At 67.7% G+C, this 22077-nt stretch carries 21 protein-coding genes; 3 read left to right on the top strand and 18 right to left on the bottom strand.

What is annotated here, in order from left to right:
- Positions 1 to 53: 53 nt before the first annotated feature.
- Both MTES_RS07690 and MTES_RS07685 read right to left on the bottom strand, forming a co-directional pair.
- The gene (locus MTES_RS07690; protein WP_013584664.1) at positions 54 to 6542 is read right to left on the bottom strand and encodes a DUF3320 domain-containing protein; all 6489 of its coding nucleotides are present in this window, start codon (positions 6540 to 6542) and stop codon (positions 54 to 56) included.
- Positions 6543 to 6718: 176 nt separating this feature from the next.
- Positions 6719 to 7588, bottom strand: coding sequence for an NAD(P)H-binding protein (locus tag MTES_RS07685; RefSeq protein WP_231848158.1), 870 nt, complete (start codon positions 7586 to 7588; stop codon positions 6719 to 6721).
- A 44-nt stretch (positions 7589 to 7632) separates the two neighbouring features.
- Between MTES_RS07685 and MTES_RS07680 the strand changes: the two genes are divergently transcribed.
- Entirely contained in the window at positions 7633 to 8325 is a 693-nt protein-coding gene (locus MTES_RS07680) for a TetR/AcrR family transcriptional regulator (RefSeq protein WP_013584662.1), read from the top strand.
- 61 nt (positions 8326 to 8386) lie between these two features.
- Positions 8387 to 8965, top strand: a complete 579-nt coding sequence (locus MTES_RS07675; RefSeq protein WP_013584661.1) for a hypothetical protein — start codon at positions 8387 to 8389, stop codon at positions 8963 to 8965.
- 19 nt (positions 8966 to 8984) lie between these two features.
- Here the strand turns inward: MTES_RS07675 and MTES_RS19710 are convergent, their stop codons facing one another.
- From MTES_RS19710 to MTES_RS07655, 4 genes are read right to left on the bottom strand one after another with little or no spacing between them, the layout of a single operon-like run.
- Positions 8985 to 9695 (bottom strand): nuclease subunit of the excinuclease complex, encoded by a 711-nt coding sequence (locus tag MTES_RS19710; protein WP_013584660.1) that lies wholly within the window; start codon positions 9693 to 9695, stop codon positions 8985 to 8987.
- A gap of 35 nt (positions 9696 to 9730) precedes the next feature.
- Complete coding sequence (locus tag MTES_RS07665) at positions 9731 to 10141, bottom strand: Imm70 family immunity protein (protein WP_013584659.1); 411 nt, start codon at positions 10139 to 10141, stop codon at positions 9731 to 9733.
- A 31-nt stretch (positions 10142 to 10172) separates the two neighbouring features.
- Positions 10173 to 10541: a bleomycin resistance protein gene (locus tag MTES_RS07660; RefSeq protein WP_013584658.1), complete on the bottom strand. Its 369-nt coding sequence runs from the start codon at positions 10539 to 10541 to the stop codon at positions 10173 to 10175.
- A complete protein-coding gene (locus tag MTES_RS07655; protein WP_013584657.1) occupies positions 10538 to 11230 on the bottom strand; it encodes a DUF4386 domain-containing protein in 693 nt (230 codons plus the stop codon). The genes MTES_RS07660 and MTES_RS07655 overlap by 4 nt, the downstream gene beginning before the upstream one ends.
- Before the next feature lie 29 nt (positions 11231 to 11259).
- On the opposite strand from MTES_RS07655, the gene MTES_RS07650 reads away from it, so the two are divergent.
- The gene (locus MTES_RS07650; RefSeq protein ID WP_013584656.1) at positions 11260 to 11943 is read left to right on the top strand and encodes a TetR/AcrR family transcriptional regulator; all 684 of its coding nucleotides are present in this window, start codon (positions 11260 to 11262) and stop codon (positions 11941 to 11943) included.
- 12 nt (positions 11944 to 11955) lie between these two features.
- Here MTES_RS07650 and MTES_RS07645 read toward each other — a convergent pair whose 3' ends face one another.
- The 12 genes from MTES_RS07645 to rpsF form a co-directional block, all read right to left on the bottom strand.
- Complete coding sequence (locus tag MTES_RS07645) at positions 11956 to 12621, bottom strand: Type 1 glutamine amidotransferase-like domain-containing protein (RefSeq protein WP_013584655.1); 666 nt, start codon at positions 12619 to 12621, stop codon at positions 11956 to 11958.
- Positions 12622 to 12655: 34 nt separating this feature from the next.
- Positions 12656 to 13138, bottom strand: coding sequence for a MarR family winged helix-turn-helix transcriptional regulator (locus tag MTES_RS07640; protein ID WP_013584654.1), 483 nt, complete (start codon positions 13136 to 13138; stop codon positions 12656 to 12658).
- A 41-nt stretch (positions 13139 to 13179) separates the two neighbouring features.
- The gene (locus MTES_RS07635; RefSeq protein ID WP_013584653.1) at positions 13180 to 13818 is read right to left on the bottom strand and encodes a GTP cyclohydrolase II; all 639 of its coding nucleotides are present in this window, start codon (positions 13816 to 13818) and stop codon (positions 13180 to 13182) included.
- On the bottom strand, positions 13815 to 14714 hold the full coding sequence (locus MTES_RS07630) for a VOC family protein (RefSeq protein WP_013584652.1): 900 nt from the start codon (positions 14712 to 14714) through the stop codon (positions 13815 to 13817). The genes MTES_RS07635 and MTES_RS07630 overlap by 4 nt, the downstream gene beginning before the upstream one ends.
- A 208-nt stretch (positions 14715 to 14922) precedes the next feature.
- Positions 14923 to 16197 carry a hypothetical protein gene (locus MTES_RS07625; protein WP_013584651.1) on the bottom strand — a complete coding sequence of 425 codons (1275 nt, stop codon included), beginning with the start codon at positions 16195 to 16197 and terminating at the stop codon, positions 14923 to 14925.
- 77 nt (positions 16198 to 16274) lie between these two features.
- Positions 16275 to 17570 (bottom strand): replicative DNA helicase, encoded by a 1296-nt coding sequence (dnaB, locus tag MTES_RS07620; protein ID WP_419865644.1) that lies wholly within the window; start codon positions 17568 to 17570, stop codon positions 16275 to 16277.
- 668 nt (positions 17571 to 18238) lie between these two features.
- Positions 18239 to 18670, bottom strand: a complete 432-nt coding sequence (locus tag MTES_RS07615) for a cupin domain-containing protein (RefSeq protein ID WP_013584649.1) — start codon at positions 18668 to 18670, stop codon at positions 18239 to 18241.
- Positions 18660 to 19979 carry an amidohydrolase family protein gene (locus tag MTES_RS07610; RefSeq protein WP_043361184.1) on the bottom strand — a complete coding sequence of 440 codons (1320 nt, stop codon included), beginning with the start codon at positions 19977 to 19979 and terminating at the stop codon, positions 18660 to 18662. Before MTES_RS07610 ends, MTES_RS07615 begins: the two co-directional genes overlap by 11 nt.
- A 285-nt stretch (positions 19980 to 20264) precedes the next feature.
- Positions 20265 to 20717, bottom strand: a complete 453-nt coding sequence (gene rplI / locus MTES_RS07605; RefSeq protein WP_013584647.1) for a 50S ribosomal protein L9 — start codon at positions 20715 to 20717, stop codon at positions 20265 to 20267.
- A gap of 10 nt (positions 20718 to 20727) precedes the next feature.
- Entirely contained in the window at positions 20728 to 20982 is a 255-nt protein-coding gene (gene rpsR / locus MTES_RS07600; protein ID WP_013584646.1) for a 30S ribosomal protein S18, read from the bottom strand.
- Positions 20983 to 21086: 104 nt separating this feature from the next.
- Positions 21087 to 21605: a single-stranded DNA-binding protein gene (locus MTES_RS07595; RefSeq protein WP_013584645.1), complete on the bottom strand. Its 519-nt coding sequence runs from the start codon at positions 21603 to 21605 to the stop codon at positions 21087 to 21089.
- A gap of 5 nt (positions 21606 to 21610) precedes the next feature.
- Positions 21611 to 22003: a 30S ribosomal protein S6 gene (gene rpsF, locus MTES_RS07590; RefSeq protein ID WP_013584644.1), complete on the bottom strand. Its 393-nt coding sequence runs from the start codon at positions 22001 to 22003 to the stop codon at positions 21611 to 21613.
- Positions 22004 to 22077: the final 74 nt, after the last annotated feature.

Genomic DNA, 22077 nt, shown 5'->3' with positions numbered 1-22077 from the left:
CCCCCTCGTGATCGAGGTCACTCTATCCGTCGTCCAAAATCGATCGTGGCCACTCAGAAACGAGCGAGATAGGCCCCCGACGGTGCGAGCTCGACCCGTCGGGTCGCCACCGCCACCGTCAATGCTTCGGTGAGTCGCTCGGAGATCTGCGTCGTCATCCGCTTCCCCCCGAGCAGTCGCAGAGCTTCTCGCTTGATCTCGTCCTCGCGCACCCCACCACCGAGCTCAGCAACAACGGCCATCGCGTTCGCGATCTCTTCCAGAGCCACGGACTCGAGCGGTCGACTCTCCCCCGAAGCACTCGTGCGAAGATCACGCCAGGTGGCGACATCCACGTCCACCGGCCAGGCGAACTGCTCGTCGCCCTGGCGGGTGTGAGCATCCGGGATCAGCCCAAGAATCGCCGCAGCCCGGGGCCCCGACACACGAGACAGTCCGAACGATTCCGCCACCAGCCTCACCAAGCGTGCTCGCGAGATTGGCCCCTCGGCGACGATCGCCTCCACGAGGACGGAGCGAACCCGCTGAGCAGCAGATGGACTCGGAAGCGCATCAAGCACGGCGACTCCCCCCGACGCGGTGGACGTCCAGGGCACGAAGGGGCGGACGTGCGGATGCGTCACAGTGACGGCATCCTCGTCGTCCTGTCCTGCCGGCATTGCCCCGCGCGGAGGCTCAAGCGGCTCCTCCGCCGGAAGCGCGTCAAGATTCTCGACCCGCTCCACCGGCGCGTCTGACACAGACCGGACGCCGGCCTTGGCGGCCTCAACCGCCGCGACGAGCCGGTCGGCCGTGGCATCCGCATCATCCAGCCATTCCGGCAGCCACACCCTTTCGACCCCCGGCCACCGCATCAACTTGCCGAGGACATCAACGGGCAGGCCATCGCGGTCGGCCACCGTGCGGCGCGCGCGCCAGCCCTCACCGTCGAGCAGGACGGCGATGAGCGGCTGGGCGGGGTCGGACGCGGATGCCAGCGTGAGATCGATACGGAAGTCCGAGAGCCCGACGTCCGTCTTCACGACGAGTCCGCGCTCGGTCAGGACCGCGGCGATCTCGTCGCGGTGGCGATCGATCACGGGCGCACGAGACGTGGAGTCGTCGGTCGGCGCGACTCCGCGCGCGGCGAGTTCGAGATACGACTTCAGGTCTTTGAGTCCACGGGCCGAGGTCTGTTCGGCACGCAGCTCAGCGGGATCGAAGCTCGCGTACAGCACGACCTGTCGTCTCGCACGAGTCACCGCGACGTTCAGCCGGCGTTCGCCGCCCGCGCGAGAGAGCGGTCCGAAGTTCAGCGGAAGCATCCCGCGGTCGTTCTTGCTGAAGGCGACCGAGAACAGAATCGTGTCGCGCTCGTCACCCTGTACGCTCTCGAGGTTCTTCACGAACAATCCATCGCGCTCGTCGAGTGCGCGGCCGATGCGTTCATCCGGAGCGTCGCGCAGCATGTTGTCGATGAGGTCGCGCTGCTGGACGTTGAACGTGATGATGCCGATCGACGGTGCGGTGTCGCCGGCGGCGGCGAACCGACGGATCACCTCGTCGACGATCGTCTGCGCTTCGACGCGGTTCGTCCGAAGGACCCCGCGCGCACCCGAACGCTCGAACCGACCGTCGACGCGCACGAGCGAAAGCCCGTAGTCGGGCTTCGACGCAGCGAGCGCGTCGGGCGCGGACGCGGAGAAGTCGCGCAGCGGCGCCGGAAACGACGACAGGCGGCTCTCGTAGTACTGGTGGTTGCTGAAGGCGATGAGCGCCTCGTCCTGGCTGCGGTAATGCCACGAGAGCCACTTGCTCGGGACTCGTGCCTGGGTGCATTCCGTGAGGATGGACTCCTCATCCGCGACGAGGCCCGCCTCCGTCTCCGCCTCGTCGACGTCGGCCGTCACCTCCGCGAAGGTCGACGGCGGCATCTGCTTGGAGTCTCCGACGACGACGACCGAACGCGCGCGCCCCATCGCCCCGACGGCATCCGCGACGCGAATCTGGGATGCCTCGTCGAACACCACGATGTCGAACATCCCGGCTCGGGCGGGGAAGAACCGGGCAACCGATTCCGGGCTCATGAGCATGCACGGCGTGATCTGGGTGATCAGGTCGCCGTACTTATCCATGAGCGTCCGCACGCTGTCGCCACCGCGCTGACGCGAAAGCTGACGCTTGAGCGCGCCCATGTCGCCGCCGTCGAAGGTCGGGTCGAATCGCCGCTGAGACAGGATGTCAGCGGGCAGAGCCCGCGGAAGCTCGCCGCGGATGGCGGCCGAACTCGCCGCGAACCGCGCGATCGTTCGGTTGTGCGCGGTGGGATCGAAGTCACTGAGCGCGGTAGCGTCCTCGCGCTCATCGAGGGACGCCGCCGCGACGCCCTTGTCGAAGGCGAGCGCCGCGTCGTCGGCGCGGACGCGACCGGCCAGAATCGCCTCGCGCGCGTGATTCATTCCATGGCGCCGCAGGGGTTCAACGTGCCGGAGGAGGTCGATCCAGCGGCCGAGCGTGACCGGTTCGGTCGTGGCCAGGTTGCGCGCCGTCCGAGTACGTTCCCAGGTCGATGCGATTCCCTCCTCCCCAGTCCAGACGGCGAGGCGGTGAGGTGACGCGCCACCTCCCGCAGCAGCAGCTACTGCCCGCCACGCTGCGGCGAGCGCTGCGTATCGCTCGGCCGAGGCCACGTCCGGAGCCGTGGTCTCGTAAACACGGCGTAGATCCGAGCGGAGGTCTCCGGCAGCCGAGGCATCGGACGCGAGGGTCCTCGAGAGCCAACCCACCCACGTGAGGGCGGCTCCCACTTGCTCCGCCGCGCCAGGCATATACGGATTGACGTCGGGGGCCGCGACCACGACGGGCTGTCGCTGCAGCACACTACGCAACTCGTCGACCTGTGCGGCCGTCTCGGCCATTACCCCGGTCAGTGCCGAGAGACCGCGCAGGTCGATCGCGGTCTGCTCGACGCGCAGGTCGGCCGCGAACTGGGCCAGCACCGCGCGCCGACGCTTCTTGCGGCCGAAGAACGACGACGCATCCGCGGCCAGGGCAGCGGCGTGGATGTCGCGAACGTCCCGCGAGAGCACCCGCGGGTCGATCTGGGCGAGCCATGCAGGCGGCTGCGCTGCGGCCTCTGCGAGCCGCCGAAGGAGGTCATCAATCGACGGGAGCTGGACACGGTCGAGGGCACCAAGGGGATGGCGCGGCGCGCGAGCGACACCTGCCCACGCTTCCATCTGCTGCGGCTCACGCACGCGCGACAGCAACTCACTCGGACCGACGGCGGCGAGCGCATCATCGAACGTGCGCGCCGCGCTGTGCAGCGAGACCGCGTCGATATCGGGATCGTCGACGAACCCCCACGGGTGCGTCGCTGCCGGGCGGGCGAGATCGCTGACCGCGGGCAGTTCCCGCAGAGTCGAGCGCAGCTCGTCGATGTGATCGCCCGACGCAACCAGGGAGGCGGGCACATCCAAGGGCCGAATGTCCGCAGCCGATGCCAGCAACTGCGATCGCGCCGAGTACAGGGACAGACCCGCGGCGTTCGGTTCGTGAACCCGCTGCGCGTAACGCGACAGCGCGCCACGACTGGACTCCGCCGCCTCACGCTGCGCGGACAACGCCGCTCGATCGGGCCGGGCCGTGGCGTCGAGCGCCGCACGGAGTTGCTCGCGCACGGCATTCGGCCGCGCACCCTTGTCATGCAGGTCGAGCGAGAAGGCGCCCAGCCCGACGGCATCCAATCGATCTTTCACGACCTCCAGAGCCGCACGCTTCTCTGCCACGAAGAGCACGCGCTTGCCGGAAGCCAGCGACCGAGCCAGCAGGTTCGTGATGGTCTGCGACTTGCCGGTACCCGGGGGGCCTTCGAGCACGAACGTGCGGCCCTCGACGGCCTCGACGACAGCCTCGAGTTGGGACGAATCTGCGGAGACGGGAACCTGCGCCGACAGCGCATCGAGATCGACGTCGACCGGCGCGGGGACATCGTCGATGTACGCCTCATTCGGCGACGTAATGAGGTGGGTGACGAGCGAGTTCGTCGCGAGATCTTCCCAGTTGTCGTCGAGATCCTTCCAGAGCCGGAACTTCGCGAACTGGAGGATGCCGAGGTGAACGGTGTCCTCCACGACGAAGGGCCGCTTGGCGTCGACCATCGCCTGGCGCACGGCATCGAACGCCGCGCCGAGGTCGATGCCCGCGGCATCCGTCGCCGGATTCGCGAGCCCGGGTACCTCGATGCCGAAGCTCACCTTCAGCTTCTCGAGGAGGCAATAGTTCGGCGTGGACGCACCCGCTTCGTCTAGGACGAGACGGAAGGACTGTCCACGCGACACGCTTTCCAACGTCACCGGGACGAGAACGAGCGGCGATTGCAGCTGCCGGTCGTTGAACTCCCACCGCAGGGTGCCGAACGCGAGGTAGAGGTTGTTCGCCCCGGTCTCTTCGGTGACGGTCTTGGCTTTCGCGGCCAGAGCGCGCAGCCTGGTCGTGTAGGCCGCCTGAGTGACGTCGGTGAGGTGCGCCTGCCTCTTGTCAGCCAGCAGCGCCTCTCGATCGGCCTCGTCGCGGTCGCGACCGAAGCGAATGCCCCGCTCTCGTGCGATCTCGGGAACGTCGTCGGACGCGAGAAGCGTGACGCTCGCTCCTCCGTTGATCATGTCCTCGAGGCGGCCCAGTGCCGCGCCCGGTACCGCGAGTTGGTAGCCGGCGCGACTCGTGAAGTTGATGAGGCGGTTGCGCAGACTCAGGTCGAGCAGGGCGTTCTTCCATTGCGCCACTCTCGGTGGAGCCACTGCGCGGCCCTGTGCATCGCGCTGGTCGGCGACGAACGGCGCCAGGACGCGATCCAGCGGTCGGTACTCGACGACGGTCACCTCACCGTCGGGACCCAACCTGCGGCTGGGGAGCGGGAAGATTCCGTTCTCACGGGCGGCGCGCACGTCGGTGATGCCGAGGATCTCATCCCGGCGCGCTTCGAGGTACGCCCGGGGCGTGGCGCGGGCGGTCTCGAACGGGGCGGATGCTGCGCCACCGGTCACCTGCGTGGTCTCGAGCAACGAGATCCGGCCCAGCTTCGTGAGGTTGACCGCTTCTTCGATGTCGGTGGTCGCGGGTAGACCAAGACTGCCGTTCTCACGCCAGTACCCGAGGAAGATGTGCCCGTCCACCATCCACAGCGTCGAGTTGATCCCGATCTGCTCGAGCAGCGCGGCGAGCGTCAGCGTCGTGTCGAGACAGGTTCCGAGTCGGCCCTCGAGCACCTCCTGCGGCGTGCGGATTTTCTGGCCGTGCAGGCCCCAACTCGCCGGAGGCTCGGCATAGCGGATGTCGAGTTCGCGCACCGCATCCCAGATGGCCGCGACCATGGCGTCCACCCGAGCGGGGTTGTCGCTCTGATAACCGTCGAGATCGGTGCGACCGCTCGACTGCCCCACCAGATCCGAGGCACGCTGCAGGACGGGCGTCAATGCGGTCGCCTGCGGCTGAGCGAAGGATGCGAGGAGCTCGAGGCCGAGGTGCAGCTCCCTGGCGATCCACTGGTTCGCGGCCAGCACGGTGACCGGATGCCGATGATCGGCGATCACCGTGCCGTCGGGGCCGCGAAGAGTGAGGGTGATGGAGCCAGGCTGCTCCGTATCGACCTGAAGCATCGGAGCAGGATCGAGGGACAGCAGGTCGAGCCCCGCGAGCGTCTTCAGCCCGGGCGCAAGGTCGAGAATGACGACTTTCGGCGCCCCCAGGGAACCAGTGGCTGTGGCGGCCTCGATCTCGAGAGACGCTCCGCGGAGCTCGGGCCCCGCATATGCGACCCGAATCTCCTGCACGGGCACGATGCGCGCATGCGCCATGGCGTAGCTGAGCTCGGTGACCGCGTCGAGCGAGAGGCGCGCGCTCGACGCGGCAGCGGGTGGGGTCGCCAACGCGTCCGTCTCGGGCTGCTCGCGCCGTTGCCGGCGGGTGAGCGGCTCTGCGGACACTGCGTCCGATCCGGCGGGTCTCACGGGCTCGGTCGTCGAAGCGCTCGAAACAGCGGGTGGCGAGGGGAGCTGCGAAATCGGCGGCGCGGGAAGCGGCGCGCTCGGCGGGGAGGGAAGCGAGCGGCCGGTCGCCCCACCGCCGAGTGCCGACAGCACCGCGGGCTTACGCGCCGCGATCCGCTGCGCTTCGTCGGCCGCGCCGACTTCGCGAAGGAGCAACTCAGCAGAATCAAGAGCCCGATACGTCTCGGCGAGACTGAATTCGACCTGGTGCGCATGCTTGTTACGCACCTCGCGCATCTCGCTCGCCCAGTTCGTCGCTTGTCGCGAAATATGCCCATCGAAGGGGTAGCCGAGGTTGCCCAATTTCTCGGTCATCACGCGCAGCATCAGTCCGACGTCATTCGCATGATGATGGGCGGTGGGTCTGCCCGCGAGCTCGTCCTTGTGAGCGACGATCTGCACCCAGGACGGCCCACCGGGGAGTCGCTCCGCGAACACCCGCTCGATGAACGGACGGAGGCCCTCCGCCAGGTCGTCGACGGATTCGCCGATGATTCGACGTGTATCGATGGTCATCACATTCCCCCTGACGCCCGTTACGACTCGGCCGTGGTATCGGAGCCTAGATGATCGTGAGCACCCGTTTCGGAACGCAACCTGTTCTGTCGTGCTCGCATCGCCGGGCGGCTGCAGACAGTCGATGGCGTCCGTCTTCGGGCCCTCGCGCTATCAAACGCCGCCTCGGCCCGCCCTCAACGAAACAGCTCGCCGTGGTCGACGACCCACGCCCGAAAGGTGCGCGCCGGGCGACCCGTGATGCGGGTGTACTCACCGGAGATGGGTGGAGTCGCGCCGACCGCCTCACGCCAATCCTTGATGATCTGCCGCACCCATACCTCGGGAACGAACCGCGACAGCATCGCGGACGATTCTGCCTCGGTCTGTTCGATCACCGCCACCGGGCGTCCGATGACGTCGCCGATCAGCGCGACCTGCTCGCGGAGGGTGAGACGCTCCGGTCCAGTGAGCACCGGCGCGGCGCCGACGAGGGCATCGGTGGTGAGGGCGACCACGGCGACATCGGCGATGTCCTGCTCATGAATGGGCGCCTGCACCGCATCGGGGTACGGCAGCGGAACGGCACTCTCGCCCTTCACGCCCCAGCTCCAGCGGGCCGCATTGCTCGCGAATCCGCCCGGTCGCAGGAACGTGTACGCGAGACCCGACCGCACGACGGCCTCCTCCACCCGGAGGAAGCGCGACCCGTTGAAGTCTTCGGCCGCGCCTGGAAACGTCACGGACGACGACGACAGCACGACCACGTGACGCACGCCCGCGGCCGCGAAGGTTGCCAGCAACGCCTCCGGCTCGGCGAGGTCGGCGTAGAGGAAGACGCGCTCGACACCCGTCAGAGCGTCGGTGAACGACGCCGGGTCATCGAGATCCGCCGCGAACACCTCCACCTCCGCCGGCAGAGCCAGCTTCTGCGGCGTGCGACTGGTCGCGCGCACCCGCTCCCCATGATCGAGCAGACCCGCCACGACCGCACCACCCACGGCGCCACTGGCGCCGACAACCAAAATCGACATGATCACTCCTTCACGAACGATGTTCGCGAACAATGTTCGTCACGAATGCCGATCGTGTCAAGTGATAGCGTGTCCGCATGTCGTCACCCGCAGAACCGGTCTCGCGCCGCGCCCGCCCTGCGAAAGAGCCCCTGTCCCGCCAGTCGATCCTCGAGGCGGCGATGGCTTTGATCCGCGAGAACGGCGTCGACGCGGTCAGCCTGCGGCACGTCGCCGCGCGGGTCGAAACCGGCCCGGCCTCGCTCTACGCATACTTCGGCAACCGCGACATCCTGCTCGAGCACGTCCTGGACGCCGCGTACGCAGAGGTGTCGCTCGTGGATGCCACCGGCGGCGGGCGCGACTGGCGAGACGCCCTCGCCGGCACCGTCGTCCACACGATCGAGACGCTGGAGACCTACCCCGGCCTCGGCACGATCGCGCTCGGCTCGATCCCGGTCCTCCCCGGCGCTCTCCGTCTCGCCGAACACGAGTTGGCGCTCATGGAGGCGGGCGGTGTCCCCGCCGACCGCGCCGCGCTCGCGGTCGACCTCATCGCGCAGTTCGCCGCATCGACCGCCGTCGAGCGGACCGTCCGGCTCAACCGGGGGGATGTCGGCGACGATCGCGAACACGTCTTGACCGCTTACGAACGGGCCGACGCCGAGCGATTCCCGCACGTTGCTCGCTCAGCGTCGTTGCTCACCGGCCCCGACGACTCGGCACGGCGTGACTTCGCGATCGACGTTCTCCTGACCGGAATCGAGCGCGCAGGCGTCCGGCGCGCCTGAGACTCATCGTGCGCCGCGACAGGTCTGGTCCGTGTCGGTGGCTCGGAGTACGGTCGGCGCCATGACCCCAGCCACCCTCTTCCTCCACGCCGATGCCGCGCTGCGCGAGGTCATCGACCAGCTCGATCCCGCCGACTTGTACGACCCCGTGCCGAAGGAGTGGAGCCAGCTCGAGTCGCCCACGCTGCTCGGCATCTTGGGGCGCCATGCTTACGACGAAGCCTGGGTTCCCGACGTGCTCGCGGGCCGCGCGGTCGCGGACGGCGACCCGTACGCCGACGTCGACCTGCTCGGCGACGACCCCATCGCGTCATACGACGCGCTCAACGACAAGGCGACGGCAGCCGTGCGGTCAGGCGACATCGCCGAGACCTTCCGGTTCACCTACGGCGACTACCCGGCCGACGAGGGCTTCGCGCACCTCGCGACGTACCGCGCGTTCCAGGCGTATTCGATCGCGAAGCACTTCGGCATCCCGTTCCACCTCTCCCCCGAACTGGTCGCCGGCTTCAACGAGCACGTCACCCCGCACGCCGACGAGTGGCGGCAGTGGGGAGTCTTCCCGCCGGCCATCGACCCGCCCGCGGATGCCGACGATGAGACACGGCTGCTCTGCACGCTCGGGTTCTGGGTGCCCTGACCCTCGCCTCGACGACGACTCAGTAGCGAGAGCCACCTAGTCTCGACCGCACGTACGCGACATGGGCGGGAGTCAGCGGGTCCCATGACGTGTGGCGAACATGGTCGGGAAAGCCCTGCCGGAGGGTGCGCCGCACCGCTTTGCCCCCGTCGTCGCGACCGAGTTCCCCACTCAGTGCGACAACTGTCGTCGGGCCCCCGGCTCCATCCTCAATGGGCTGCTCGGCAACCGCCCGGGCGGATGCGGGCGTCAGGATCGCGCGGCTGGCGACACGATTCCAGATGCCATGCGTGCGCAGCAACGCGACGACCGCTGTTTCCACTGCCAACGCTGATGCCGCAGTCTCGCACGGGGTCCAGCGGACCTCGACGTCCAGTCGTCGAATCGCGTCGATCGCCCAAACCGATGCCCTCGAGGGCTGACCCTCCCTGACGTTCGCGAGATGCTCCTCTATGAACCCGGCATCCGCCAGCGCACGATCCAGCGCCGCCTCACCGAAACCGCTCACCGCCCCTTTGCCGCGTCGGTAGATCGAGAGCCGTCCGCGGATACCTTGGCCACGACGCTCCCCCGCCATTCCGACATAGACGATCAGATCATCCCGAAGGCGCATCTGATACACGCCGGGAGACATGGGGGCACCCTCGGCCACCTCGAAAAAGGGTCGCCAATCCGACCACTCGGCGAGCTCATCGACAACGGCGTACGCGGCGTCCCGCTCAGTACTCACCGCTCCATCCTGCCGCGACAACGAACGCGAGACAGTCAGACGATCCGCACCGGCTTTCCGGTACGAACGCTCGCATCAAGCGCAGTGTCCATCACCGCAATGAGCTGCCGCCCATCGGCCGTGACGAAGTAATCACCGAGCGAGGTGATCGTGTCGGCGATGTCGCTCCCCCACGGCGGGCTGACGTCCGACTTGTCGATGTCCCAGATCACGTCGGCGGGCGGGTGCTGCCGCAACTCGCGCTCAACGTCCGCCAGTTCCACGCGGGCGAGCTCCGCGGCATCCGGAGACAACTCACCATCCCGATACAGCCCTGCGAGAGTCGGGAACCGCGAGCCGCGAGCACCTCCCTCGAGCCGAACCGTGACGGTGTCGAAGAACGACCCGACAAAGTCAGCGCGTCCAATCGGATACGCGATCGGGCCCACCCTCAGACTGACGCTCATGGCAAGAGCCTAGGGAGGCTCAGTCCACGTCTCACGGCGCGGGGTTCTCGATCAGATTCAACTGCGTGCCGTCGATGTCGATCAGGTTCCCGATCCGCAATCCTGACGGCTGCGTCGTCACCGGATGAACGCGCGGGAACCCGACCGTCTTCTCGACGACCCCCGCCGCCGTGATGCGTCGGTACAGCTCGTCGACGTCGTCGACGCGGATGCTGCACATGAACGAGCTGCTCGCGGGGTCGAGGTCGGCGAAGGGGAAGAACTCCAGCGAGAGCTCGCCGCGCCGAAGGATGAGCCAGCCCTCGTCGCGGTAGTCCTGCTCGAACCCGAACCCTCGATAGAACGCGATGGTGGCGTCGAAGTCGCGAGACGGCAGGTTCGGGACGGCGCGATCGGTCATGCCGGAGACCCTATCGGGCCACTCGACTGGGCGGAGAGGTCCTCGGCGACAGGCTCCCGGAACCCGCGGACGATGAGCAGGATCGCGAGCCAGACCTCGAAGGCGAACACCGGCAGCGCCGCCACCCCCGCGACCGGCCCGTTGAGAGGGATGACCGCCCACAGCTGACAGAGGTTGCTCGCGAGCACGAGCGCGCCCCCGACGAGGCCGAGCGCGGCGAGCGCGCGGGGCACGACACGCGCGTCCCACAGCAGCCACCCGAGCACGATCGTGTTGACACTGATCACCAAGCCCTGGCCCACGAGGAACGAGGCGGTGTGCATCGCGGATGCCACCTCCGTCACCGCGCCACCAGCCATCGGCGCCCACATCCTCGCGAGCATCGGCAGCGTCCCGGCGATGATGACCGCCGCTTCGACCGCGCGAAGAAGAGCGAACGTCGTGGCGCGGACCGGCCCGAAGGCGCGCAGGAGGTGCCAGAGCAGCGCCCCCGTCCCCGCACACCCGATCGCCAGGGCGAACTCGAGCGTGATTCCCGCCGGGAGAAGCCCGGCACCATACGCGACCACCGCGACGACCGAGGTCACGTGAGTCACCAGGTAGAGGATGCCGGCGGCGCGAGCGTGCTGGCGCGGGGTGTGCCGCGAGAGGGACGGAGAAGCGTCGGTATATACGGTGTATGCCTGCATGATCGAGAGTATGGATATACGCTGTACATATGTCAACTCCGCCGCGCCTCGACAGGGAGCGCGTCGTCGAGGCTGCGGTCGCGATGGCCGACGAGCAGGGGCTCGAGCGGACGAGCATGCGGGCTCTCGCCGACCAGCTGAAGGTCACCCCGATGGCGCTCTATAACCACGTCGCCAACCGGTCCGAGCTGATCGACAACATGCTCGACCAGGTGATCGCCGGCATCCCCGACGTCGACGCCGAGGGCGAATGGATGCACGCGACGCGGGCACGGATCTTCGCGGCCCGAGCGGCGTTCGCCGCGCACCCCTGGGCTCGAGAAGCGATCGAGACGCGCCCGCTCGCGACCCCGCTGACCCTGCGGCACTTGGACGCCCTCATAGCGGGCATGTTCGCCGGCGGGCTCTCGGCCGACCTCGTGCATCACACGATGCACGCCCTCTCGACACGCATGTGGGGCTTCACGCGCGACGGGCTACCGACGCCCCAACCGCCCAGCGACCCCGACGAACGGGCGCGCGCGATGGCGGCCTTCGCCACGTCGTATCCCGCGATCGTGCGCATGGCCACCACCTCTCCCCACGCGGGTGAGGCCTGCGACGACGACGCTGAATTCGGTTTCGCCCTCGACCTGATCCTCGCCGGCACGCAGCGGCTGCACGAGCAGGGCTGGACCCGCGCGATGCCCGTCGACCACGCCCTCCGGGGCTGAGCGCACCGTCGGCTAAATCCCTCCGCCGAACCGCTCCCAGCGCCCCTCCGACACCACGCGCACCTCATCGCCCTCGACCATGAGGGCCGTCTCGTCGTCGATCGCGTAGGCCGGCACCCCGATCTTCGACGCCCACCGCCGCGCGCTCTCCGTGATGTTCGACGACCAGCCCGGGTAGTCGAGGTGCGGGAAGATCGAGAACTCGACGAGACCGAGAGTCTCGTCGGGGCCGTCCGGCTGCCACTCGACGAACTCCGGCCCGATGCGCGGCGTCAGCACCATGCTGCCGGCGCTCACCCCGACCCACACCGTGTCCGGCAGCGACGGGAGCAGGTCAGCGAGCCCGGACTCGCGCAGCCAGTGCGCGAGGTAGACCGCCTCGCCCCCGTCGACGAGGAGGACGTCGGCCTGACGCACCCACGGCTCCCAGCGCTCGCGACGCATGGTGGGCAGAGCGAGGAGCTCGAGGATCCCGACGGACTCCCAGCCCAGCTCGACGAGACGCGTCTTCCCCGACACGGCGCGCCACAGACTCTCGGGCGTGCACATCGGGTGGCCCCACTGCGCCGTCGGGATCACCAACGCGCGCGACTCCTCGATCGGCTTGCCGAGCAACTCGACGAGAGCGGCACGGATGCTGTCGTTCGTGACCCCGCCGGAGGTCAGCAGAAGCTTCATGGTTCACCGACACGCGTGGTCATCGAGCGCTCCCTCATCCCCGTGGGCCGAACCGGTGCAACGGATCGAGATTCTTCCCGAGAATCGCGGTGATCCGCGAGAGGTGAGCCAGATCTTCCGGCGAGAGCGCATCGATCACGAGCCGGCGCGCGGTGGCGATGTGTCGCGGCGTCGCGCGGATCAACTCCCGTCGCCCCGCCGCGGTCAGAGTGGCCATGCTGACGCGTCGATCGGCGGGCGAGATCGACTTCTCGACCAGCCCGCGCCCCTCCAGCCGTCGGCACACGTGCGACACCCGCGGGAGGGTGGCGTTCGTGGCCTCGGCGATTTCGGTCATGGATGCCGTCGACTCGGGCATCGCGCGCAGGTACGACATGAGGCCGAACTCGTAATGCGTCATCCCGGAGTCGCGCGACAACTGCGCATCGAGCTCGCTCGGCAGCAGATTGCAGACGCGCAAGAGTCCGAGCCAGGCTTCGCCCTCTTCGGGGGTCATGCGCGGAACGGCGTAGGTCATCAGGTGCTCCGAACGTCGGGAGCGGGAGGGCTACCGCGCCCTCACGCTACCCCGAGGTCGAGGTGGTGGCCGGTGTGATCGCGCTTCGCCTGCAGATAGCGAGCGTTCGCCGCCGTCAGGTGCACTCCGGTCGGCACGACGCCATGGACGGTGATCCCGAGCGCGGTCAGCTGCGCGACCTTGTCGGGATTGTTCGTCAGAAGCCGGATGCCACGCACCCCGACCGCATCGAGCATCTGCGCGGCCGCGGTGTAATCGCGTTCGTCTTCCCCGTGCCCCAGGGCGGTGTTCGCCTCGTAGGTGTCGAGTCCGGCATCCTGCAACGCGTACGCGTCGAGCTTCGCGTACAGCCCGATGCCACGGCCTTCCTGCCGCAGGTAGAGCAGCGCGCCACCCTCGATCGACAGCCGCTCAACGGCCTCGCGCAGCTGCGGGCCGCAGTCGCATCGCTCCGAACCGAACACGTCGCCGGTGAGGCATTCGCTGTGCAGCCGCACCAGGGGAGCGTCGTCGCTCGGTGCGGTCCCGTCGAACGACAGGAGCAGGTGCTCGGCGCCGTCGACGAGGTGACGGAAAGTCGACACTCGCGCCGTGGTCTCGAAGCCATCGGCGAAGCGCAGCGGGATGCGCACCTCGGTGCGGACCTCCGCGCGTGGGAGGAGCGAGACCGCCGCGTTCATGCCGCACCTTCTTCCGGCGTGACGGTCAACAGGGTTCCCCAGGGGTCGCGGAGCCGGAGACTCCGCCCGTCGTCCTCCGTGGCGATGCCAGCGTGGCGTGCACGATCGGCGAGGGCGAGCACGTCACTGCGCTCTGGCATTCGGAGACGGACATCGCCCAGCCCGAGCGAGACCGCACGCGGGCCGGCGCCGGCGCTGTGCCATGTGTTCATGCCGATGTGGTGGTGGTAGCCGCCGGCGGAGATGAACAACGCGGACCCGAGGTCCATGACGACGTCGAAGCCCAGGGTGTCGACGTAGAAGCGGCGCGCCGTCGCGATGTCACCGACCTGCAGGTGCACGTGGCCGATCGTGGCCTCGTCGGTGCTCTCGCGTGAGGGGTCGAAGTGCTCGCGGAGGAAGGCGTTCGGGTCGATCGCCAGGTTCTGCGGCATCCATCCGGCGGGCTTGTTCTGCCAGACCTCGACCGGGCGATCCCAGTAGAGCTCGATGCCATTGCCCTCGGGGTCGTGGAAGTAGAAGGCGTTGCTGAACGTGTGATCGGTCGCGCCCTCGTACAGATGCCCCGCGTGTCGGGCCATCGACATGACCGCCGCGGCGAGCGCCGCGCGATCGGGGAACGCGATGGCCGTGTGGTACAGCCCGGCATCGTGCCGGCGGAAGGGCGGTAGGTCGGGCGTGTGGGTGAGGGTCACGATCGGGATACCGTCACGGCCGAGGGTTGCGCGCGGGCCGGACTGGTCGAGCACCTCGAGAGTGACGGCGCGGCGGTAGAACTCCGTCTGCGCGTCGAGGTCTCCGACGAGGAGTTCGACCGTGTCCATGCGCGTGGCGTCGGCCGCGGCACCGGCGGTGTGAAGGGGAGACGGGCGCCAGGTCAGCGCGGGAGCGGTCATCGGATACGTCCTTCGGCCTGCGGAGCGGACGGTCCGGCCGCATTTAGTTGACGCAACAACTAAGTGAGGCAGCTCATTCCCGGTTCGCCGCGATGGCTCGACATGGCTCGGGTCTCTTCGTGGCGAGGCGCGACGGAGGGAGAGTCACGCGCCGGCGGTCGACAGAACTATGGCGAACGCCACGCCACAGCGGCAGTTCTAGCGCAGCTTAGATGGGATAGTCCTTTAAGCCGTCGAGCGGATCTTCCCAACCTCGATTCGCCGGGTAGCTAGCGAGCCATTGACGGATGTTGATCAATACCTCGTTGACATCGTGCATAAGATCCATTTGCTTGCGGACCAACGTCCGGTCGGTCACGTTGCTCCGAAGTGCATGGGCTGGCTTCTGCCTGGCGGCCCGCACTTCCCGCAACGGCTTCAGCGCCCATTGGGATTTCTCCCTCGCCACGCCGTTCGCCATCATGAATACTTCGAGGCGAGCCAAAGTTCCCAGCGTTTGGCCCACATCGTTCGTCTTCGAGGCACCCGCTCGGTCGAGCGCCTTGGGGTCGATGTTGTCCGACAACAGCTTGTCGAGGGACAAAATGAAGTGATCCCACTCCCTCTGGTCAGGACGCAAGATCCAGCCGAAGTCGTCTGGCGTACGATGCGTTCGAAAAAGTCTGCCGTTCCACACGTTCTCCCAGAGCTCATTCAAGTTCTTCAGCTCCTGCGTAAGCCGATGGAATGGACCAACAGCATCCGGCCAGTGACCCATCTGCGACCTGAACCACACCGGATGAGGGTCGACCCCATCCGAGTCGACTTGATAGCTCGCCCACCTCTGTTGATGGGCCGGAGTCAGGTCGTCAAGATCACCGTAGAAAGCCGCTACTCGCCGGACAATCGTGCTGTCCGGATCGCTCGCGTCATGTCCCCGCACGTCGTAGCCGAAGCCAAGGTGAATGAGCGAGGTGGTCCCCTCGAACTCCTTCTCCTCCTCCTCCTCGTACGCCTCGTCAGTCAATCCAAAGCTGATGCCGAAGTCGCCCATGCCGAACCTGAACCGCGCGTCGTTCCGGTAGCCCTCGAGCACATCCGTGGAGAAGTATGCGACCTCGAGAGTTGAGCGACCACGCGCCATTGCTCGCGAAAATGGAGCTTGTTCATACTTCTTGGGGAGTCTGACTCCCTTCATCGCCTTGGCCATCGGGTAAAGGGCAACACCGTACTCGTTCTCGGTGAGCTCGCGAAGCTCCAAGATTTGATCGGAGACCGTGCGGCGCGACGGCCACGGTCGTATATGGATATTCATGTAGTCACTCGGGCCGACGACCTGAACGAGACCAGCGTCGACGAGTTCGATCGCGGCATCCAGGACGGTGTCGGAGCTTTCGCGCCTGCTCACGTGGAGTCCGTTGAAATCTCTTGACCCCAGGTATCTCTTCTTCACGCGCGCCAGCAGCTCGCGCGCATCGTCAGAGAGATGCGACTTCTTACCCATCCGATCGGCATTCCTCCACGTTCGGGAATCAGATGACCTGAGAGATGCGAACTCTCAAACCATGATGAATACCTCTGTCACATCCCCGGCGCCATATCCGCGAACCGCGAATAATGCCCCTGGAACGCCACCGTGATCGTGTCCGTCGGACCGTTACGGTGCTTCGCCACGATCAGGTCCGCCTCGCCCGCGCGCGGGGAGTCCTTCTCGTACGCGGCCTCACGGTGCAGGAGCACCACCATGTCGGCATCCTGCTCGATCGAGCCCGACTCACGTAGGTCGGACAGGGCCGGCTTCTTGTCGGCGCGCTGTTCGGCACCACGGTTCAGCTGCGAGAGGGCGATGACGGGAACCTGCAGCTCCTTGGCCATCAGCTTCAGCGCGCGCGAGAACTCGCTGACCTCCTGCTGGCGCGACTCGACGCGCTTACCGCTCGTGAGCAGCTGCAGGTAGTCGATGACGACCATCTTCAGGCCCTCGCGCTGCTTCAGGCGACGGCACTTGGCGCGGATCTCGACCAGCGTCATGTTCGGGCTGTCGTCGATGTAGAGCGGGGCGTCGTTGATGCGGCCGCGGGTGGCGGCGACGGTGGTCCAGTCGCGGGAGTCGAGCGTGCCCTTGCGCATGCTCTGCAGGGGGATGGCTCCCTCGGCGCTCAGGAGGCGCATCGCGATCTCGGAGCGGCCCATCTCGAGCGAGAAGAAGATGCACGGCGCGTTCGACTTGATCGCGGCGGCGCGGGCGAAGTCGAGCGCAAGCGTCGACTTACCCATGGCGGGGCGCGCGGCGAGCACGATCATCTGGCCCGGGTGCAGACCGTTGGTGAGCTGGTCGAGGCCGGCGAAGCCGGTGGGGATGCCGGTCATCGAGCCGTCGCGACCGCGAGCGGCCTCGATCTCGTCGACGGCGGCATCCACCGCCACCGTCAGGGGGATGTAGTCCTCCGCGCTGTCATCGCCCGAGACGTTGTAGATCTCGGCCTGGGCGCTGTTGACGAGCTCGGTCGGGTCGCCCTCGCCCGAGTAGCCCATCTGCACGATGCGGGTGCCCGCTTCGACGAGGCGACGCAGCAGAGCGCGCTCGGCGACGATCGACGCGTAATAACCGGCGTTGGCTGCGGTCGGAACGATCGAGGTAAGGGTGTGGAGGTAGTCCGGGCCTCCGGCGCGCTGCAGCTCTCCGGTCTTGATGAGCTCGTCGGTGACGGTGACGACGTCGGTCGGCTCGCCGTGCGAGTACAGCGTGAGGATCGCGTCGAAGATCAGCTCGTGCTTCGGCACGTAGAAGTCGGGACCGCGGAGGGTCTCGATGACATCCGCCACGGCATCCTTCGACAGGAGCATGCCGCCCAGAGCGGACTGCTCGGCCAGCATGTCGTGCGGCGGGGTGCGCTCGGGGCGCGGTGCTTTTCCGAGACGCTCTTCGGCGATATCAGCGATCGACACAGGCTCTCCTTCTGTTCTCGGACGCACTCACCCATCGCGACACGAGAAGGGCGCGGTGACGGCCTCGAGTGCATCGAACCAGGGGGTTCCGACATCGACGCGCGCGGGGGAGAACGGGTGTGCCCGAGGGGCTGCACCCACGTTAAGGACGGCGCTCTCCACACGCAAATGACCCTGTGGATAACTCTGTGGAGAGATTGCGAGAAACGCCGCACAGGCTGTGCACAACCTCTGTGGACAACTTGGGGTCAAATGTGGAAAGTCGAAGCACAGGATGCCCCTGACCTGGGCTTTTTCTCTCCACAGGAGGTGGGGGAAAATCCGGGTTGAAGTGGGAGTTGAAGGTTGCTCGACTTGACAAGAAGGTGTGTACAACCAGGGGGATAACTTCGCCACTGCGCTACTGGCGGGCCGCGCCCGTGTCAAGTTCACGTTCGCGTGGGCGTGTCGTCCGGACAGGCGCTCTTCACCGTCCGTTCACGCGTCACACGTGCCTCACACGCCACGGCGGAAAACTCCCCGTCGGCCGAGGAAAGTCCCCTGCGGAGGACCGTCAGACAGGCGCTGCACGTAGCGGTGTGCCGCGCCGGCGCACCTCAGTCCGCGAGACGCCAATCCTCGAAGCTGAACCCCGGCGACACCACGCAGCTCACCACGACCTCCTCGTCGGCCACGAGCCGCGCCGCCTGCCAGACCCCGGCCGGAACCGTGTACTGCAGCCGCTCCCCCGCCGCGAGGTCCGGGCCGAGCACGACCGTGTGATCGAGCGACGGCGCCTCGCCGTCCCCGCCGAGCGACAGGGCGAGCTTGCCCGGCCCGTGCCACAGCCAGACCTCGTCGCTCGTCACGACGTGCCACGCGCTCTCCTCCCCCGGCGTCAGCAGGTAGTGGATGCACGTCGCCGCCGGCCGCTCCCCCGCCGGCGTCTCGACGGCGTAGCCGCCCGTCCACATGCGGCGGAACCACCCGCCCTCCGCGTGCGGCTCCAGGTCGAGCAGGACGGCGGTGGCGGGACGGTCATCGGTCATGGGCGAGTACTCCGGTCTCTCGGGTGAACACAGCGGATGCCGAACGCACCACGCCGTCGATCAGGGTGGCGGCCGCGCGCCCGGCACCGTCGGTCGCAAGATTCTCGATCGTGTCGTCGACGGCATCCACGTCCAGGTCGAAGAACGCGAGGTCGGCCGCCGCTCCCACGGCGAGGTACCCCGTGCGTGCGGGACCGGTGTCGAGCCCCATCGCGTGCGCCCCGCCCAGGGTCGCCGCGCGCAGCAGCAGTTCGGACAGGTCGCGGTGCACGTAGCCCTGCGCCCGAGCGAGCCGGTGCAGCGCCGCCACGTCGGCCAGCAGATCCAGCGAGGGACTGGATGCCAGAGAGTCGGTGCCCACGGCCAGCGCATTGCCCTCGACGAGGTAGGCGGCGACCGGCGGCTCGTCGAGGCCGATGACGGCGTTGGACCGCGGGCAGAGGGCCACGGTGGTCCCGCGGGCACGGAGCGTCGCGCGGTCCCGCGCGGTCATGTAGACGCCGTGCGCGATGTGGCAGTCGGGTCCGAGCACACCGAGCTCGTCGACGAACTCCGTCGCCCCCGTGCCGAAGCCCTGGTCGCGCAGCGCCTGGAAGCTGGCGGGACGCCGCTCGCGCCATGGGGCCGCCTCGCCGTGCTCCCGCTCGAACGCGGCCTCACCGAGATGGATGTGCAGACGACTCCCCCGCTCGCGCACGATGTCGGGGATCTCGAGGAGCGGCTCGACGTCGAGCGAATACGGCGCGTGCGGCGAGAGTCCGGTCCCGGGCGGAGACGGCAGCGCGTCGAGGCGCGCCTCGACCTCCGCGCGCCCGCGTTCGGCCCACGCGGCGTTGGTCCAGCTCATTACCTCCCAGTAGGTGATGCCGTGCAGCCCAGCGTCGTGCAGCGCCGAGGCGGCCTCGACGTCGGTGACCACGTCGGCCACGGCGGTGGTGCCGGCGGCGATCATCGCTTGGGCGCCGGCTCTGGCATCCACTCGCCAGTCGTGCGGAGTCTCGTAGACGACCTGGAACGCCCGCGCCCAGTCGTCGAAGCCGTCGTACGTGCCGCGTCCCACCTCGGCCATGCCGGTGTACTGCAGGTGCGCGTGCGCGTTGACGAGCCCGGGGGTGAGGACGCCCGACCAGTGCACCTCGTCGAAGGCGATCCCGCGGGTGCGCAGCTCGTGCACGACCCACTCGCGCTCCCCCACGTGCCGGATCCGCCCGGCCGCCACCGCGATCGCGCCACCGCGGATGGGCGGAGCGGTGATCGGCAGGACGAGGGATGCCGAGTACACCACGACACGACCAACACGCTCTTGCACGGCGTCAGCCTAGGGTCGCGGTGTGACGGGCGTGTGTCGCGCGTCTGGCCCGGTCCCTTCGACACGCTCAGGGACCTCGAGCCACGGTGGCTGAGCCCGTCGAAGCCACCCCGGCCCCTCGAACCTGAAGCCACGGCGGCTGAGTCCGTCGAAGCCGCCCCCGGCCCCTTCGACAAGCTCAGGGACCTCAAGCCACGGTGGCTGAGCCCGTCGAAGCCACCCCGGCAGCAACGAAAAGGCCCCGCCCTGCCGAAGCAGGAGCGGGGCCAAATCGAGCGTCGCGAATTACTTCGCGGCGACCACCTGGAGGGTGATCACGGCGGTGACGTCGTCACGGAGGCGAACGGTCGCCTCGTGCTGGCCGACCGACTTGATCGCAGAGGTGATCTGGATCTTGCGCTTGTCGAGCTCACCCAGGCCGGCGGCCTGGACGGCGTCGGCGACATCGGCGGGCTTGACCGAACCGAAGAGGCGACCCTCGTTGCCGGCCTTGACGGCGAGCTTGACGGTGTTCGACTCGAGCGAGTTCTTCAGGGCCACGGCGTCTTCGTGCGCGTGGATCGCGCGGGACTCGCGAGCGGCGCGGATCGACGCGACCTGCTTCTCGCCACCGCGGCTCCAAGCCACGGCGAAGCCCTGCGGGATGAGGTAGTTGCGGGCGTACCCGTTCTTGACCTCGACAACGTCACCGGCGCTACCGAGCCCGGTGACCTCATTCGTGAGAATCAGCTTTGCCATCGGGTGCTCCTTAGCGGCCGGCGCCGGCGTAGGGCAGGAGAGCCATCTCGCGCGCGTTCTTGATGGCGCGGGCGATCAGGCGCTGCTCCTGCACGGAGACACCGGTGATACGACGGGCGCGGATCTTCCCGCGCTCCGAGATGAACTTGCGGAGGGTTGCGACGTCCTTGTAGTCGATGACGCCGACGCGGATCGCCTTCGCGGGGGCTGCGTTCTTCGCGCCCTTCCGCGGCTTGCGGCGGTCGCCAGTGGCCTTTCCAGCCATGCTTCCTTCTTTCGTGTGGTTCGGATGCCGAGCCGGTCACGCGGACCGAGGTGTGGCATCCGGAATTTCAGGGGGTCGTCTCGCTCGAGAGAGCGCGGCGAAGATCAGAACGGGGTGTCGTCTCCGTAGGAACCAGGAGTGCTCCACGCGTCAGCGCCGCTGTTGCCGCCGCCATTGTTCGAACCGGGCGTCGACCACGGCTCGTCGTTGGACTGCTGCACCTGCGGGCGCTGACCGCCGCCGCCACCGCCGCCGCCGGAAGCGGCACGGGTGACCTGGGCGGTCGCGTAGCGGAGCGAGGGGCCGATCTCATCGACTTCGAGTTCGATGGAGGTGCGGTTGTTGCCCTCGCGGTCCTGGTACGAACGCTGCTTCAGGCGACCGGTCGCGATGACTCGGCTGCCCTTCGTCAGCGAACCGGCGACGTGCTCGGCGAATTCGCGCCACACCGAGGCACGCAGGAACAGCGCCTCGCCGTCTTTCCACTCGTTCGCCTGACGGTCGAACGTGCGGGGAGTCGACGCGATGGTGAAGTTCGCGACCGGAAGACCGTTCTGCGTGTAACGCAGCTCGGGGTCGGCCGTGAGGTTGCCCACAACGGTGATGACGGTTTCGCCGGCCATCGTCGTTACTTCGCAGCCTTCTCGGCGGACTCGACCTTGCGGGGAGCGGCAGCCTTGCGAGCGGCCTTCTCCTCGGAACGCTTGGCTTCGGCGGCGACCTGGGCGATCGCTTCTTCGGCACGGAGGACCTTGGTGCGCATGATCTGCTCGTTCAGCTTCAGCTGACGGTCGAGCTCGTTCGTGGCCTCGCTGGTCGCGACGAAGTTGACGACGGCGTAGATGCCCTCGTTCTTCTTGCGGATCTCGTAGGCGAGACGACGGCGGCCCCAGATGTCGACCTTGTCGATGGTTCCTCCATCGGCCGTGATGACCTTGAGGAATCCGTCGAGCTTCGGAGCGACCTGGCGCTCGTCGACCTCGGGATCGAAGATGACCATGAGTTCGTACTGGTGCGTCACTAACCCACCTCCTTCGGACTAGAACGGCTGACGGGCATTTCCCGGCAGCAGGAGGGTGTGGTGCACGTTGTCTC

This window comes from Microbacterium testaceum StLB037, from assembly GCF_000202635.1.
Classification (GTDB): domain Bacteria; phylum Actinomycetota; class Actinomycetes; order Actinomycetales; family Microbacteriaceae; genus Microbacterium; species Microbacterium testaceum_F.
Note: the sequence above shows the minus strand (reverse complement) of the source record. Positions and strands in the feature narration are given on the sequence as shown.

Excerpts from the sequence above, each read along its gene's own strand:
- dnaB (WP_419865644.1), bottom strand. The coding sequence starts at position 17,570 with ATGCTGGCCGAGCAGTCCGCTCTGGGCGGCATGCTCCTGTCGAAGGAT.
- MTES_RS07635 (WP_013584653.1), bottom strand. The coding sequence starts at position 13,818 with ATGAACGCGGCGGTCTCGCTCCTCCCACGCGCGGAGGTCCGCACCGAG.
- rpsR (WP_013584646.1), bottom strand. The coding sequence starts at position 20,982 with ATGGCTGGAAAGGCCACTGGCGACCGCCGCAAGCCGCGGAAGGGCGCG.
- MTES_RS07595 (WP_013584645.1), bottom strand. The coding sequence starts at position 21,605 with ATGGCCGGCGAAACCGTCATCACCGTTGTGGGCAACCTCACGGCCGAC.
- rplI (WP_013584647.1), bottom strand. The coding sequence starts at position 20,717 with ATGGCAAAGCTGATTCTCACGAATGAGGTCACCGGGCTCGGTAGCGCC.
- MTES_RS07690 (WP_013584664.1), bottom strand. The coding sequence starts at position 6,542 with ATGACCATCGATACACGTCGAATCATCGGCGAATCCGTCGACGACCTG.
- MTES_RS07615 (WP_013584649.1), bottom strand. The coding sequence starts at position 18,670 with ATGACCGATGACCGTCCCGCCACCGCCGTCCTGCTCGACCTGGAGCCG.
- MTES_RS07640 (WP_013584654.1), bottom strand. The coding sequence starts at position 13,138 with ATGACCTACGCCGTTCCGCGCATGACCCCCGAAGAGGGCGAAGCCTGG.
- MTES_RS07675 (WP_013584661.1), top strand. The coding sequence starts at position 8,387 with ATGACCCCAGCCACCCTCTTCCTCCACGCCGATGCCGCGCTGCGCGAG.
- MTES_RS07625 (WP_013584651.1), bottom strand. The coding sequence starts at position 16,197 with ATGGGTAAGAAGTCGCATCTCTCTGACGATGCGCGCGAGCTGCTGGCG.
- MTES_RS07680 (WP_013584662.1), top strand. The coding sequence starts at position 7,633 with ATGTCGTCACCCGCAGAACCGGTCTCGCGCCGCGCCCGCCCTGCGAAA.
- MTES_RS07660 (WP_013584658.1), bottom strand. The coding sequence starts at position 10,541 with ATGACCGATCGCGCCGTCCCGAACCTGCCGTCTCGCGACTTCGACGCC.
- MTES_RS07650 (WP_013584656.1), top strand. The coding sequence starts at position 11,260 with ATGTCAACTCCGCCGCGCCTCGACAGGGAGCGCGTCGTCGAGGCTGCG.
- MTES_RS07645 (WP_013584655.1), bottom strand. The coding sequence starts at position 12,621 with ATGAAGCTTCTGCTGACCTCCGGCGGGGTCACGAACGACAGCATCCGT.
- MTES_RS07630 (WP_013584652.1), bottom strand. The coding sequence starts at position 14,714 with ATGACCGCTCCCGCGCTGACCTGGCGCCCGTCTCCCCTTCACACCGCC.
- MTES_RS07665 (WP_013584659.1), bottom strand. The coding sequence starts at position 10,141 with ATGAGCGTCAGTCTGAGGGTGGGCCCGATCGCGTATCCGATTGGACGC.
- MTES_RS07655 (WP_013584657.1), bottom strand. The coding sequence starts at position 11,230 with ATGCAGGCATACACCGTATATACCGACGCTTCTCCGTCCCTCTCGCGG.